Raw genomic sequence first — 14,220 nt, forward strand, 5'->3', positions numbered from 1 at the left:
CCGATGAGTACGGCACTGTCCAGGCCTCGCCGTGGCGGCATCCGCCGCGGCGAGGCCCGGGCGGGCTGGCTCTTCGTCCTGCCCGCCGTCCTCATCACCAGCGTCTTCCTGGTCGTCCCGATCGGACTGGCGCTGTGGGTGAGCGTGAGCGACTGGAACGGATTCCAGTCGCCTTTGAACCCGCGCGTGAACTTCGTCGGGCTCGACAACTACGCCGCGATCACGACCGAACCGGGGCTCGACCAGAGCTCGTTCGGCACGGCCGTGCGCAACAACCTCTACTACGTGATCTTCGTGGTGCCGCTGCAGACGGCGATCGCGCTGCTGCTGGCCGTGCAGGTCAACCGCGCGGTGCTGCGCGGACGCGGGTTCTTCCGCACGGCGTTCTACTTCCCGTCGGTGACCTCGACGGTGGCGATCGTGATCGTCTTCCAGTTCCTGTTCACCGCGTCGGGCGCGGTCAACGCGGTGCTGGGCTTCTTCGGCATCAACGGGCCCAACTGGTTCAACGATCCGCGCGGCGTCTTCCATATCGCGGCGGGCGCGCTCGGGATCGGCGCCCCGGCGGGGATGACCGATCCGGCGCTCCTCGGCGTCAGCTGGTGGGACTGGCTCGCCGGGCCGTCGGTGGCGATGACCTCGCTGATCACGCTGGCCGTGTTCACCACGTCGGGCACGTTCATGCTGCTCTTCCTCGCCGCCCTGCAGAACATCGGCGCCGAGATCGACGAAGCCGCCCTCATGGACGGGGCGGGTGCGACGCGCAAGTTCTTCTCGATCACCCTGCCGATGCTCCGCCCGACGCTGTTCACCGTCCTGACCCTCGGACTCATCGGATCGTGGCAGGTGTTCGACCAGATCTACGTCCTCGGCGGCTCGAGCGCGGGCGGCACGATCGCGACCCCGGCGTTCCTGGCGTACTCGACGTCGTTCAACGAGCTGCAGTGGGGACAGGGCGCGGCGATCGCCTTCATCCTGTTCGCCTTCATCATCCTGCTGACCCTGCTGCAGCGCTGGGCGCTCAAGGAGCGCGAACCGCGCGCTTTCAAGGCACCCTCCACCAAGGGTGGCGCCGAGAAGCCCGCCGTTACGGCCTCGGCCACGACGAAGGGAGGCGCGTCATGAGCGTCGACGTCCGGGCTCCCCGAGCCGAGGCGCAGGCCGCGATCCCGCGGCGACGCCGCCGCGCGCCGCTGAAGGTCAGGAGCGGGCTGTGGCTGAGCTATCTCATCCTCATCGGCCTCGCCCTGATCTACATCTACCCGTTCATCGTCTCGATCTCGGCATCGTTGAAGACCGACGCCGAAGCGACACGGAACCCCCTCGGGCTCGTCCCCGAGACGGTCACGTTCGCCGCATACGAACGCCTGTTCACCGACGTGCCGTTCACGATGTGGGCGGGCAACACCCTGCTCATCACGGTGTGCGTGACGATCGGCCGCGTGCTGTTCGACTCGATGGCCGGCTACGCGCTGTCCCGCCTCCAGTTCCGCGGGCGCACCGTCGTCTTCGTCGCGTTCATCGGCGTGCTGGCCGTCCCCGGTGTCGTGCTCCTCATCCCGAGGTTCCTCATCCTGCAGCAGCTCGGGATGTACGACTCCTACGCGGGCATGATCGTGCCGCTGCTGTCGACGGCGGCAGGCGTGTTCATCATGAAGCAGTTCTTCGATTCGCTGCCCGGCAGCGTCGAGGAGGCGGCGCGGATCGACGGCGCGGGCACGTTCCGGACCTTCTGGAGCGTCGTGCTCCCGATGGCCCGGCCGGCGCTCGTGACGATCTTCATCCTGAGCTTCCAGGGGTCGTGGAACGAGCTCGGCCACTTCATCGTGTCGCGGCAGAGTCCCGAGCTGAACACGCTGACGACGGGCGTGGCATCGCTCGTGTCGGGCCAGCTGGGCTCGGGCAACCAATTCCCGCTGCAGCTGGCGGCCGCCGTGCTCATGACCATCCCCGTCGCCGTGCTGTTCTTCATCTTCCAGCGGAGGATCATGAACACCACGGCCGGGGCCGAGAAGGGCTGACGGCCGGTCAGGCGGAGTCGCGCCAGACGATCTCGCACGCGAGCTCGACCGTCTCGGGCGCGGCGTCCGCCTGCACCCGGTCGAGGACGAGCTGCGCCGCCCGCGCGCCCAGCCGGCGCGCGGGCTGGCGCACCGTGGACAGCTCCGGCACCGTGCGCCGCGCCCACGCGCTGTCGTCGAACCCCACGACCGACACGTCCTCGGGCACACGGCGCCCGGCCGCACGCAGCGATTCCAGCGCGCCGGCGGCGACGGCATCCGAGGCGGCGAAGAGCCCGTCGAGGTCCGGCGCGCGCTCGAGAAGAAGCCGCGTGGCGTCGCGACCCGCCGAGTAGGAGTACAGCGGGATGGGCTCGATGAGGTCGGGGTCGAACAGGGCGCCGGCCGCGTCGCGGAAACCCGCGAGCCGGTCGGCCCCGGAGTCGCGGTCCAGCGCTGCGGCGATCATGCCGATTCGGCGGCGCCCGACGGCGACGAGCCGCTCGGTGATCGCCTGGGCGGCGCTGCGGTTGTCGATGACGACGAAGGATGCCGAGGCCGGCGCTCCTGCAGGATGCCCGACGTACGCGGCGGGCAGCTCGAGCCGGTCGATGACGCGCGAGATCGGGTCGGCGGCGCGGGCCGACACCACCACGACCCCCTCGACGAACCCGCCGGAGAGATAGCGGGCGACGCGGTCGGTGTCGCGCTCGGAGTCGACGATGAGGACGGCCATCTGGTGATCTGCGGCGGAGAGGGTCTCGTTCGCACCGAGGAGGATCTCGCCGATGTTCGGATCCTCGATGAACAGCGAGCTCGGCTCGTGGACGATGAGGCCGACCGATTGGCTGCGCTGCATGACCAGGTTCCGGGCAGCGGTGTTCGGCACGTAGCCGACCTCGCGGATGGCCTGCTCGATCGCCTCGCGCGCGGAGGAGGACACATAGCGCTCGCCGTTGATGTAGCGGCTCACCGTGCCGCGGGACACCCCTGCGACGCTCGCGACATCGTGGACGGTCGCGCGCTTCTTCCGCTTGGGCGGTGTGTGCACGCACCCACCATATCGGCCGAGTCGTTGACAGATCAGCGCGGACGTGTCACTCTGTGTACGTTCACAGAAAGTTCGAGCCCATCTTGTCGGCTCAAAACTGTGCACGTGCACACAGCGACTGATCACCGTCGATCGAAGGAGAATCGTGAGCCGACCGATGACGCAGGCGTTCGCGGCCCCGGCCGTTGCCCGCGACACCGCCTCCGCACGCTTCGTGCATCGCGGCCTGGCCTTCGGATGCGACTACAACCCCGAGCAGTGGTCGCCCGAGACCTGGCGCGAAGACGTCGCGCTCATGCGCGAGACCGGCGTGGACCTCGTCGCGATCAACATCTTCGGCTGGGCCGATGTGCAGCGTCCCGACGGCGGATTCCGCTTCGACGCGCTCGATGAGGTCATCGGCCTGCTGCACGACGCGGGGATCCGCATCAACCTCGGCACCGGCACGTCCTCGCCCCCGCCGTGGCTCACCACGCGGCACCCCGAGATCCTGCCGGTCGTCGCCGACGGCACGACCCGGTATCCCGGCGGCAGGCAGGCTTGGTGCCCGAGTTCTCCGGTCTTCCGCGAGGCCGCACTCGACCTCGTCGCGGCGGTCGCCGAGCGCTATGGGAATCACCCCGCCGTGGCGCTGTGGCACGTGTCCAACGAGCTGGGCTGCCACAACGCCCACTGCCACTGCGAGGTCTCGACGCAGGCCTTCCGCGTGTGGCTCGCCGAGCGCTACGGCGACATCGATGCGCTCAACGCCGCGTGGGGTACGAGCTTCTGGAGCCAGCGTTACACCGACTGGTCCGAGATCCTCACCCCGCGCGCGACGCTCTCGACCGTCAATCCGGGGCAGACGCTCGACTACCGCCGGTTCTCCTCCGATGCGCTCCTGGACCACTATCGCGCCGAGGCTGCGGTCATCCGACGCCACAGCGCCGTCCCGATCACGACCAACTTCATGGTGACCGCCCACATCCGCGACCTCGACTACTGGTCGTGGGCCCCGGCGATGGACGTCGTCGCCAACGACCACTACCTCGACGCGCGGCTGGCGGATCCCACGGCCGAGCTGTCGTTCGCCGCGGATCTCACCCGCGGACTCGCCGGCGGCTCGCCGTGGCTGCTGATGGAGCATTCCACCGGCGCGGTGAACTGGCAGCCGGTCAATCTCGCGAAGGCCCCCGGCGAGATGCTGCGCAACACCCTCACGCACGTCGCGCGCGGAGCGGACGGGGTGTCGTTCTTCCAATGGCGTGCGTCGCTGCAGGGGGCGGAGAAGTTCCACTCCGCGCTCGTTCCCCACGCCGGCACCGACAGCGGTGCCTGGCGCGAGGTGCAGGAGCTCGGCCGGATCGTCCACGCCCTCGACGGCGTCCAGGGCAGCACCGTGACCGCCGAGGTCGCCGTGCTGTTCAGCTGGGAGGCGTGGTGGGCCTTCGACGCAGAGAACCGCCCGTCCACCGCGGTGGACTATCTCACCCAGGTGCACGCGGCCCACGGTGCGCTCCGCGATGCCGGCATCACCGCGGACGTGGTGCGACCGGGGGCGGATCTGTCGGGCTACCGCCTCGTGGTGGTGCCGGGGCTCCACCTCGTCGACGACACCGCCGCGAGCGCCCTCGACGACGCCGTCCGCACCGGCGCACACACGCTCGTCACCTTCTACAGCGGCATCGTCGACGAGCACGACCGGGTGCGGCCCGGCGGATATCCCGGTGCCTGGCGCGAGCTGCTCGGGATCCGCGTCGAGGAGTTCGCCCCGCTCGCGGCGGACGAGGTCGTCACGCTGCAGTCGGGCACGGGGGCGTCCCTGTGGACCGAGCGGGTGACGGCCCACGACGCCGACGTCCTCGACCGGTTCGCCGGCGGTGTCGTCGGGACCGGCCCCGCGCTCACGCGGCGTCGCGGTGACGACGGATCCGGCGACGCGTGGTACCTGGCCACCCTTCCCGACCGTGCCGGCTACCGCGCGCTCATCGACCGGATCGCCGCCGCCGCCGGGGTGACGCCGGAGCCCGGCGCCGGGCCCCAGGTGGAGATCGTGCGACGTCGCAGCGCCGACGCCCGCACCACCTGGCGTTTCGTCATCAACCACGCGGCCGAGCCGGTCGTCATCCCCGGCGACGGTCGGGAGCTCGTGACGGGAGCGGTGGTCGAGCGATCGCTCACCGTGCCCGCCGGAGCGGTCCGTGTGCTCAGAGAGGAGTCCACCCATGGCAACTGAGGCCATCGTGACCGCGGGACCACGCGGCACCCGCGAGAAGCCGCGGCGCAGACCCACGCCCCACGCCGGGGCGATCGCGGTGTTCGTCGCCCCCTTCGCCGCCCTCTTCGTGGCGTTCTACCTGGTGCCCATCGGCTACGCCATCTGGAAGTCGATGCTCGTCGTCGAGCGCGAGGGCACCTTCGGTGAGGCCCGTGAGGTCTTCGGCGGTCTGACGCAGTACATCCGCGTCTTCGAGAACGACGTCTTCTGGGAGTCCGTCGGCCGCGTGCTGCTGTTCGGCGTCGTGCAGGTCCCGGTGATGCTCGCCCTGGCGCTGTTGTTCGCCCTGCTGCTGGACTCGCCCCTCCTGCGCGGCAAGAAGTTCTTCCGCCTGGCCTTCTTCGTCCCGTACGCCGTCCCGGGCGTGATCGCCGCGATCATGTGGGGGTTCCTCTACAGCCCGCGGCTGTCGCCCTTCACCGCGGTCACCCAGCACGTCGACCTCCTGTCGGCGGACTTCGTGCTGTGGTCGATCGCCAACGTCGTCACGTGGGTTTTCGTCGGCTACAACATGCTCATCATCTACTCCACCCTGCTGGCCATCCCGGGTGAGCTGTACGAGGCGGCCCGGCTGGACGGGGCGGGGCAGTTGCGCATCGCCTGGTCGATCAAGATCCCCCTCGTCCGTCCGTCGCTCGTGCTGACAGCGGTGCTGTCGATCATCGGCACCCTGCAGCTGCTGGCCGAGCCGCAGACCTTCCGCGCCTTCAGCGGCGCGGTCACGAGCACCTACACGCCGAACATGACCATCTACGCCACCAGCTCGATCCCGAACGTGCCGCTGGCGGCGGCGATGTCGGTGGTCCTCGCGCTGGCGACGTTCGTGCTGTCCTTCACATTCCTGCGGATCACCCGACGGAAGGCCCAATCGTGAGCACCCTGACCAGCCCCGACGCCGACACCCGCGCCGTCGTGACGGGCCGCGGCCGTGGCCGTGGCGACCGGGCACGAGGACCCCGCGAGGGCGTCGTGCCCCGCACCGCCGCATTCCTGGTGATGACGGTCTTCACGCTGTACTTCCTCACGCCGATCTGGTGGCTCCTGGTCGCCTCGACGAAGTCGCGCGGCGACCTCTTCTCGACCAACCCGCTCTGGTTCGCAGAGTTCAACCTGTTCGAGAACCTGGCAGGCCTGTTCAGCTATCGCGACGGCGTCTACGTCCGGTGGCTGATCAACAGCGCCGGGTACGCCGGACTCGGCGCGGTCGTCGCCACCGTCCTCGCCGGAATGTGCGGGTACGCCCTGGCGAAGTACCGCTTCCGCGGACGCGAGGCGATCTTCAACGTGGTCCTCGGCGGCGTGCTGGTGCCGGCGACCGCGCTGGCGCTGCCCCTGTTCCTGCTGTTCAGCCAGGTCGAGCTCACCAACACGTTCTGGTCGGTGTTCCTGCCCAGCGTCGTGAGCCCGTTCGGGGTCTACCTCGCGCGCGTGTTCGCCGAAGCATCCGTGCCCGAAGAGCTGCTCGAGGCCAGCCGCCTGGACGGGGCGGGCGAGGTGCGCACCTTCTTCACGGTGTCGATCCGGCTGATGTTCCCCGCCCTCATCACCGTGTTCCTGTTCCAGTTCGTCTCGATCTGGAACAACTTCTTCCTGCCGCTGATCATGCTGCGCAGTGAAGAGCTGTTCCCGGTCACCTACGGGCTGTACGCGTGGAACTCCACCATCAACCAGTTCCCCGAACTGCGCACCTACGTGCTGATCGGGTCGCTGATCTCGATCATCCCGCTGATCATCACGTTCCTGCTCCTGCAGCGGTACTGGCGCACGGGCCTCGGCTCCGGCGCGCTCAAATGACTCCGCCCGCACTCGCGGACGGTCCACCCCCCACCAAGGAAGAGAACATGCGAAAGAACACCAGAGCGGTCACTGCAGCCCTGCTCGCCACCGCAGCCCTCACCGTCGCCGGCTGCGCCGCCGGAGGCAACGGCGGCGACGGCGGCGGAAGCGCCGACGCGGCATCCTGCGAGCCGTCCGGCGAGGACGTCACGCTCACCTTCACCTCGTGGATCCCCGGCATCGAGGACGCCGTGGCCATGTGGAACGAAGAGAACCCCGACATCCAGGTCGAGGTGCAGACGGGTCCGTCGGGCAACGCCGGCACGTACCAGAACTTCTTCAACCAGCTCGAGGCGGGCAACGCCCCCGACCTCGGTCAGATCGAGTACGACGCCCTGCCGAACTTCCGTGTGCAGGACGGGCTGGAGAACCTGGCGGCGTGCGAGGACGTGCTCGCCGCCCAGGACCAGTTCCTCGACTGGACGTGGGGTCAGGTCACCCTCGGCACCGAGGACGAGGTCTACGGGGTTCCCCAGGATCAGGGTCCCATGGGCCTGTTCTACCGTTCCGACCTCTTCGAGGAGAACGGCATCGAGGTGCCGACGACGTGGGAGGAGTACCGCACCGCGGCGGAGGAGATCCGCGAGCTGGGCGGCTACATCACCAACTTCTCGCAGACCGACATCAACCAGTTCGCCGGTTTCGTCTGGCAGGCCGGCGGCCAGTGGTTCGCCAACGACGGGGACCAGTGGACGGTCGACCTCACCTCGGACGCGTCGATGGAGGTCGCCGAGTACTGGCAGGGCCTCATCGAGGACGATCTGGTCGCGACGTACCCCGCATGGACCGACGAGTGGAACAACGCCTACAACTCGGGTGAGGTCTGGACCTGGAACTCCGCCGTGTGGGGTGCGAACTCGATCCTGAGCGGTGCTCCCGACACGTCGGGCAACTGGTCGGTGGCGCTCGCCCCGCAGTGGGAGGCCGGCGGCAACGCGGCCGGCAACTGGGGCGGCTCGTCGATCGCGGTCTTCAAGGGCACCGACCACCTCTACGAGGCGGCGAAGTTCGCCCTGTGGCTCAACACGTCCGAAGAGGCGCTCACGTCGCTGAACACCACCGCCCAGATCTACCCCGCCACCGAGGCGGGCCTGGAGCTGCCGGTGCTGAAGGAGGGCGTCGAGTTCTACGGCGGCCAGGCCATCTACGACGTCTTCGCCGAGGCGGCGACCCAGGTCAGCCCCGACTTCGTGTGGGGTCCGACCATGACGCAGACCTACGCCGACGTCTCGGACGGCTTCAAGGCCGCGGTCTCGGGCAGCAGCACGATCCCCGAGGCTCTCGAGGCGGGCGAGCAGTCCACCATCGAGGCCTTCCAGGCGGCATCCATCCCCGTCGCCGAGTAACCCTCCGGCCGATCGGCCCGAGTCCTCAGTCCGCGTCGGCTGAGGGCTCGGGCCATCGCCATGTGTGCAGGCGCCCGCACATTCCGAATCCGCGCGGCCCCGGAGTGCGCTCGCCGCGGGCGACGGACGCCTCGGCGAGGAGCCCCGGCATCCCCTCGGCCAGCCGGTCCAGCTGATCGCGCGTGCGGTCCGTCTCGGCGCCGACCGTCTCGCGCCACAGGCGCTGCCAGTGCGCCGCCTTGGGCTGCACCAGGCGCGCCGCGCGGGCGTGCAGGTCCGCCAGTGCCGCGTCGCCGCGTGCCTCGAGGTCGGCGAGCAGCTGCAGGTAGCCGCGCATCGCCAGGTCGCGTCGCGCGCGGGCGGCCTCGGCGCGGGTCGCGTCGTCGCCCTCGGGCAGCGCCGCTGCCGTCGCGTACGCGACGGGGTCGTCGAGCACCGCGGCGGGGAAGGTCAGGACGGCGTCGCCCGCCTCGGGCAGGCCGGCGTTCTGCATCACCACGACCAGCTCCAGATCGCCGTGGTTGACCAGGCGATGCACGGTGCCGGGCGAGAACCACACGATCTCGCCGGGGGCGAGGGGATGGATGCCGCGCCCGGCGCTCGAGACGGTGTGGACCTCCCCGCTGCCGCCGGTGACGATGTACCCCTCGCTCGAGGCCGTGTGCAGGTGCGGCGATCCGCCGCACCGCCCGTCGGCGGCCTCCCAGTCGTAGACCTTCAGCCCGCTGACGGCCACGCCGCCGGGGAAGAGGGGAGTGGTCATGGCGTCGCCGCGGGGGCGAGCCCGGCAGCGCGGTCCCGCACCTCGTCCGGCGTCCACACCCGGTCGCCGAACACGTGGCGGTGGGCGAGCGAGACCTCGGCGTCGGGGGCGAGCGCGATCACCTCGTCGAAGGACGGTGAGGGGCTGAGGACCGGGAACGGCTCGCTGCGGACGAACCACTTGATGGCCGGCGCACCGGTCGACGCCCCCGCGAAGGCGAGGATCGTGCCGCCGCCGTCGAACTCGTCGTGCTCCCCCGAGAACGCCACCCACTCCGCCTCGGTGCCCATCAGCGCCTCCGCGCCTTCGCCCTGGGGGGACAGCACGCGACCGCCCGTCCACGCGCGCGGCATCCGGATCACGAAGCCGGTGTACCCGGCCGCGGGGCGTCCCTCGGTCGTGGGGCTGCCGAGTTCGAGGTCGCGACCCGAGATGTTCCGCAGCGTCGCGCTGAAGTCGAGCTGCCAGAAGCCCAGCGAGAGGTCGAGGCCGTGGAAGCGGTGCGTGCGGGTCTCGCGCAGCCACTCCTGGCCCGCCTGCGTGATCCAGGTGAGCTCCTCGGTGAAGCCCACCTCGGTGCCGGACTCGGCCACGCTCGTGAAGCGCTCGTGGCGCATGCGGCCGACGTTGTCGAGCTGCCGGTACCCCTCGTCGCGGCGGAACGTGGGTCCGCCCCAGAAGTTCTGGCCGGACACGTGCGTCCACGTCATCTGCAGGCCCTTGTGCCACCGGTGGTCCCACGGGCGGAAGGCCGTCAGCGGGGCTCCGGCGAGCGTCCGCAGCGGGTGGAGGAAGGGCTTGGGCCCCTCCGAATCCGCCCCGCCCGGGTCGAAGGCGTAGCGGGCGATATCGGTGCCGGCGGCCGTGACGATCGCGTCGGTGTCGCCGATCCGCAGGGTGAAGTCGGGTGCGGTGGACTCAGACAAGGACCGCCCCCTTCCGGAAGGCGCGGGTCGCGGCATCCGGATCGCCCCCGTGCATCGCCTGGGCGAACGGGTCGTCGGCCGTCAGTTCGTCGCGGCGCACCGGTCGGCCGAGGATCGCCGACTTGTACATGCCGGCGATGAGCTCCAGGCTGCGACGGCCGTCGGCCCCGCTCGCGGGCGGACGCTCACCGCGACGGAAGGCGTCCACGAGCACGCGCAGCTGTGCGGCGTGCGAGCTGGCCTCGTCGGTGTCGGGCTGCCAGGCGGCCGCGGCCGCGGGGTCGACGTGATCGGCGGGCGTCCAGCGCCAGTGGGAGTTGTCGTAGCCGTACACGTGCTCGAGTTCGACGGTGGCGTCGTCGAAGTCGAAGCGCAGCAGGCTGGACTCGCGCGGCGAGAGCAGGCTGTTGGTCATGACGCACATCGCGCCCGAGGCCATCCGCACGATGGCGGCCGAGACGTCCTCGGTCTCGGTGCGGCGGGCGAGCGTGCCCATCATGGCGGTCACTTCGGTCCAGTCGCCGAGGATCGACAGGGCCAGGTCCATCTGGTGGATGCCGTGACCCATCGTGGGGCCGCCGCCTTCGGTGGCCCACTTCGCGCGCCACGGCACCTCGAAGTAGGCGTCGTTGCGGTACCACAGCGTGTGGCACTGGGCCACGCGCATGGCGCCGAGGGTGTCTTCCTCGACGTGGCGGCGCAGTCGCCGGGCGGCTGAGCCGAACCGGTGCTGGAAGACGTACGACGCGTACGGGCCGGCGTCGCCCTCGTGGGCGGCCATCTCGTCGTAGTCGGCCAGAGACAGCGCCGGCGGCTTCTCGCACCACACCCACGCGCCGGCATCGAGTGCGGCGATCGTGGCGTCCTTGTGCGCGCCGGGCGGAGTGGCGACGACGACCAGGTCGGGCCGCGATGCCGCGAGCATCGCGTCGACCTCGGTGTAGACGTCGGGCACGCCGAACTCGTCGGCGACCTCACGGGCGCGGGCGGCGTCGATGTCGACCACGGCGACGATGTCGATCTCGTCGGCGAGACCGGCCAGGGCCGGTAGGTGGATGCCGCGGGCGATGCCGCCGGTGCCGACGACGGCGGCGCGGAGGTGGGTGGAAGGCATGGGGGAGGGGCTCCTCGATTTAGTGATCGTTCACTTTCTGTCTGCTACGGTAGTCGTGCGGTTCGGCCCGGGTCAAGCCGCTGCGGAAGGCGGAGGGCCATGGCGAGCGGATCCGACGCGACGGGTGTCGGCGTGACCGCGTCTGGGGCGGTCGGGTCTGGGGTGGTCGGGTCTGGGGCGGCCGGGTCTGGGGCGCGGCCCGCGACACTCCGCGACGTCGCCCGGGTCGCCGGTGTCTCCCACCAGACCGTGTCGCGGTACCTGCGGCACAACGGCGGGCTGAAGCCCGCGACTGTCGCCGCCATCGCCGCCGCCATCGAGCAGCTCGACTACCGGCCGAACCTCATCGCCCGCTCCATGCGCACGCGCCGCTCGGGGCGCCTCGCCATACTGCTGCCGGGTGCGGCGGACTGGAACCCCGGACGCCTCATCGGCGCTGCCGTGCGTGCCGCGCACGAGGCGGGGTTCACCGTCGAGGTGCTGAGCGTCGAGGGTGGCCAGGACGCTCGCGCCGACCGCGCCCGCGAGCTCGCCGCCTCGGGGCAGGTCGAGGGCATCCTGGCCTTCGCCCCGCTTCCGGCCGACCTGCTCGGCGCGTTCGCGGGCACCCAGATCTTCGCCTCGGCCGACTACGACGACCGCATGCGCACGATCGGGGGACTCGCCGACGGCGCTCCGGTGGAGCAGCTGGTGACGCGGCTGGCCGAGCTCGGCCACCGGCGCTTCGCCCATGTCACGGGCCGCCTGTCGTACGCCTCCGCGCGCTCCCGGCGCGAGGTGTTCGTGCAGACCGTCGAGCGGCTCGGTCTCGAGGTCGTGCTCGTCCACGAGGGGGATTGGACCCCGGCATCCGGACGGGAGGCCATCGAGGCCCTGGCGCGGCTGTCGCCCCGCGCGCCGCGGGCTACGGCTGTCGTCGCCGCCAATGACGTCGTCGCGGCGGCGGCGATCCGGGCGGCCTCGGAGCGGGGCTGGCGCGTTCCGGACGACCTCAGCATCACCGGGTGGGACGACCACGTCGTGGGCGCCCTGCTCTCACCCGCGCTGACGACCGTCGACGCCGACTACGAGAGGATCGGCGCGGACGCCGTGGCCCGTCTGATCGCGGCTGTCCGCGGCGACGAACCCCCTGCCGCCGCCGGCGCCCCCGTGCACCGCGTCATCTGGCGCGAGTCCACCGGCCCCGCCCCGGCCCCGTAGCCTCGCCCCTGCTGACCGCCCCGGTCTGGCCGACGCCGCCGACGACGTCAGGCGTCGCCGAGGGCCGCCGAGACGACGGCGCGCGCCTCCTCCTGCACCTGCGCGAGGTGCTCGGGGCCGCGCAGCGACTCGGCGTAGAGCTTGTAGACGTCCTCGGTGCCCGAGGGGCGCGCGGCGAACCACGCGTGCTCGGTGACGACCTTCAGTCCGCCGATAGCCGCGCCGTTGCCGGGAGCGTGCGACAGCTTCGCGACGATGGGCTCGCCGGCGAGCTCGGTCGCCGTCACCGCTTCGGGCGAGAGCTTTCCGAGCGCCGCCTTCTGCGCGGGGGATGCCGGGGCGTCCACGCGCTGGTAGGCCGACGCGCCGTACTCGGCCTCGAGCTCGGCGTACCGCTGCGACGGCGTCTTGCCGGTGACGGCGAGGATCTCGGCTGCCAGGAGGCAGAGCAGGATGCCGTCTTTGTCGGTCGTCCAGACGGTGCCGTCCTTGCGCAGGAACGAGGCTCCCGCGGACTCCTCGCCGCCGAAGGCGACCGAGCCGTCGAGCAGCCCGGGGACGAACCACTTGAAGCCGACCGGCACTTCCAGCAGCGTCCGGCCGAGAGAGGCCACGACCCGGTCGATGATCATCGAGCTCACCAGCGTCTTGCCGACCGCGGCGTCCTGCGGCCATCCCTCGCGATGCGAGTAGAGGTAGTCGATCGCGACGGCGAGGTAGTGGTTCGGGTTCATCAGCCCGGCGTCGGGCGTGACGATCCCGTGCCGGTCGGCGTCGGCGTCGTTGCCGGTGAGGATGTCGTATCCCTCGCGCTGTGCGACGAGCGAGGCCATCGCCGACGGCGACGACGGGTCCATGCGGATCTTCTCGTCCCAGTCCAGCGTCATGAACCGCCACGTCGGATCGACCTCGGGGTTGACCACCGTCAGATCGAGGTCGTACATCTCGCCGATGAGCGCCCAGTAATCCACCGAGGCCCCGCCGAGCGGGTCGGCGCCGATGCGCACGCCCGCGGCGCGGATCGCGTCGATGTCGATGATGTTCCCGAGGTCGCGGACGTACGCCTCGCGGAAGTCGTACTGGCCGAGCGCGTCGGCGTCGATGTCCTTGTAGAGGGTGCGGGCGACGCCCTCGAGTCCCGCGGCGATGAGCGCGTTGGCGCGGTCGGCGATCCAGCCGGTCGCGTCGGTGTCGGCCGGTCCGCCGTGCGGCGGGTTGTACTTGAATCCGCCGTCGCGCGGCGGGTTGTGGCTGGGGGTCACGACGATGCCGTCGGCGCGACCGGCATCATCGGCATCCCGGCCCTTGTTGTAGGCCAGGATCGCGTGGCTGAGCGCGGGGGTGGGCACCCACGAGTCGCGGGCGTCGACGCGGACGTCGACGCCGCCGGCGACCAGCACCTCGATGGCGGTGCGCTCGGCGGGCAGCGACAGGCCATGGGTGTCGCGGCCGAGGAACAGCGGGCCCGTGATGCCCTGCTCGCGCCGGTAGTCGACGATCGCCTGCGTCGTGGCGAGGATGTGCGTCTCGTTGAAGCTCGTCGACAGCGACGAGCCGCGGTGGCCGCTCGTGCCGAAGGCCACCCGCTGCTCGGGAACCGACGGATCGGGTCTGCGGTCGTAATAGGCGGAGATCAGCTCATCGATGTCGATGAGGTCCGAGGCTTCGGCGGGCTGTCCTGCGCGACTCATGGCACCAGTCTGCCCCGGATCGGGCCGATCCGCGCC

At 70.7% G+C, this 14,220-nt stretch carries 12 protein-coding genes; 7 read left to right on the forward strand and 5 right to left on the reverse strand.

Annotated elements, in window-relative coordinates; all coding sequences use genetic code 11:
- The first annotated feature begins 3 nt into the window (after nt 1–3).
- Both Q9S36_RS16705 and Q9S36_RS16710 read left to right on the forward strand, forming a co-directional pair.
- The gene (locus Q9S36_RS16705) at nt 4–1,125 is read left to right on the forward strand and encodes a sugar ABC transporter permease (RefSeq protein WP_311286095.1); all 1,122 of its coding nucleotides are present in this window, start codon (nt 4–6) and stop codon (nt 1,123–1,125) included.
- Nucleotides 1,122–2,021: a carbohydrate ABC transporter permease gene (locus Q9S36_RS16710; RefSeq protein WP_251451989.1), complete on the forward strand. Its 900-nt coding sequence runs from the start codon at nt 1,122–1,124 to the stop codon at nt 2,019–2,021. Before Q9S36_RS16705 ends, Q9S36_RS16710 begins: the two co-directional genes overlap by 4 nt.
- Before the next feature lie 7 nt (nt 2,022–2,028).
- Here Q9S36_RS16710 and Q9S36_RS16715 read toward each other — a convergent pair whose 3' ends face one another.
- On the reverse strand, nt 2,029–3,051 hold the full coding sequence (locus Q9S36_RS16715; protein ID WP_311286096.1) for a LacI family DNA-binding transcriptional regulator: 1,023 nt from the start codon (nt 3,049–3,051) through the stop codon (nt 2,029–2,031).
- Nucleotides 3,052–3,208: 157 nt separating this feature from the next.
- Between Q9S36_RS16715 and Q9S36_RS16720 the strand changes: the two genes are divergently transcribed.
- Genes Q9S36_RS16720 through Q9S36_RS16735 form a run of 4 tightly spaced genes read left to right on the forward strand, consistent with a single transcriptional unit; the run spans nt 3,209 to nt 8,490 of the window.
- Nucleotides 3,209–5,266 carry a beta-galactosidase gene (locus tag Q9S36_RS16720; protein WP_311286178.1) on the forward strand — a complete coding sequence of 686 codons (2,058 nt, stop codon included), beginning with the start codon at nt 3,209–3,211 and terminating at the stop codon, nt 5,264–5,266.
- Nucleotides 5,256–6,182 carry a sugar ABC transporter permease gene (locus tag Q9S36_RS16725; RefSeq protein ID WP_311286097.1) on the forward strand — a complete coding sequence of 309 codons (927 nt, stop codon included), beginning with the start codon at nt 5,256–5,258 and terminating at the stop codon, nt 6,180–6,182. The genes Q9S36_RS16720 and Q9S36_RS16725 overlap by 11 nt, the downstream gene beginning before the upstream one ends.
- Nucleotides 6,176–7,102 (forward strand): carbohydrate ABC transporter permease, encoded by a 927-nt coding sequence (locus Q9S36_RS16730; RefSeq protein ID WP_396653790.1) that lies wholly within the window; start codon nt 6,176–6,178, stop codon nt 7,100–7,102. The genes Q9S36_RS16725 and Q9S36_RS16730 overlap by 7 nt, the downstream gene beginning before the upstream one ends.
- Nucleotides 7,103–7,149: 47 nt before the next feature.
- Entirely contained in the window at nt 7,150–8,490 is a 1,341-nt protein-coding gene (locus Q9S36_RS16735) for an extracellular solute-binding protein (protein WP_311286098.1), read from the forward strand.
- A gap of 25 nt (nt 8,491–8,515) precedes the next feature.
- Here Q9S36_RS16735 and Q9S36_RS16740 read toward each other — a convergent pair whose 3' ends face one another.
- The 3 genes from Q9S36_RS16740 to Q9S36_RS16750 are packed head-to-tail and all read right to left on the reverse strand — an operon-like array spanning nt 8,516 to nt 11,293.
- A complete protein-coding gene (locus Q9S36_RS16740) occupies nt 8,516–9,253 on the reverse strand; it encodes a cupin domain-containing protein (RefSeq protein ID WP_311286099.1) in 738 nt (245 codons plus the stop codon).
- Entirely contained in the window at nt 9,250–10,179 is a 930-nt protein-coding gene (locus Q9S36_RS16745) for a PmoA family protein (RefSeq protein WP_311286100.1), read from the reverse strand. The genes Q9S36_RS16740 and Q9S36_RS16745 overlap by 4 nt, the downstream gene beginning before the upstream one ends.
- Nucleotides 10,172–11,293, reverse strand: coding sequence for a Gfo/Idh/MocA family oxidoreductase (locus tag Q9S36_RS16750; RefSeq protein ID WP_311286101.1), 1,122 nt, complete (start codon nt 11,291–11,293; stop codon nt 10,172–10,174). The genes Q9S36_RS16745 and Q9S36_RS16750 overlap by 8 nt, the downstream gene beginning before the upstream one ends.
- A 99-nt stretch (nt 11,294–11,392) precedes the next feature.
- On the opposite strand from Q9S36_RS16750, the gene Q9S36_RS16755 reads away from it, so the two are divergent.
- A complete protein-coding gene (locus Q9S36_RS16755) occupies nt 11,393–12,493 on the forward strand; it encodes a LacI family DNA-binding transcriptional regulator (RefSeq protein WP_311286102.1) in 1,101 nt (366 codons plus the stop codon).
- A gap of 47 nt (nt 12,494–12,540) precedes the next feature.
- On the opposite strand, the gene pgm is transcribed toward Q9S36_RS16755, so the two are convergent.
- Nucleotides 12,541–14,184, reverse strand: a complete 1,644-nt coding sequence (pgm, locus tag Q9S36_RS16760) for a phosphoglucomutase (alpha-D-glucose-1,6-bisphosphate-dependent) (protein ID WP_311286103.1) — start codon at nt 14,182–14,184, stop codon at nt 12,541–12,543.
- Between the last annotated feature and the right edge of the window lie 36 nt (nt 14,185–14,220).

This window comes from Microbacterium sp. ARD31 (assembly GCF_031844425.1).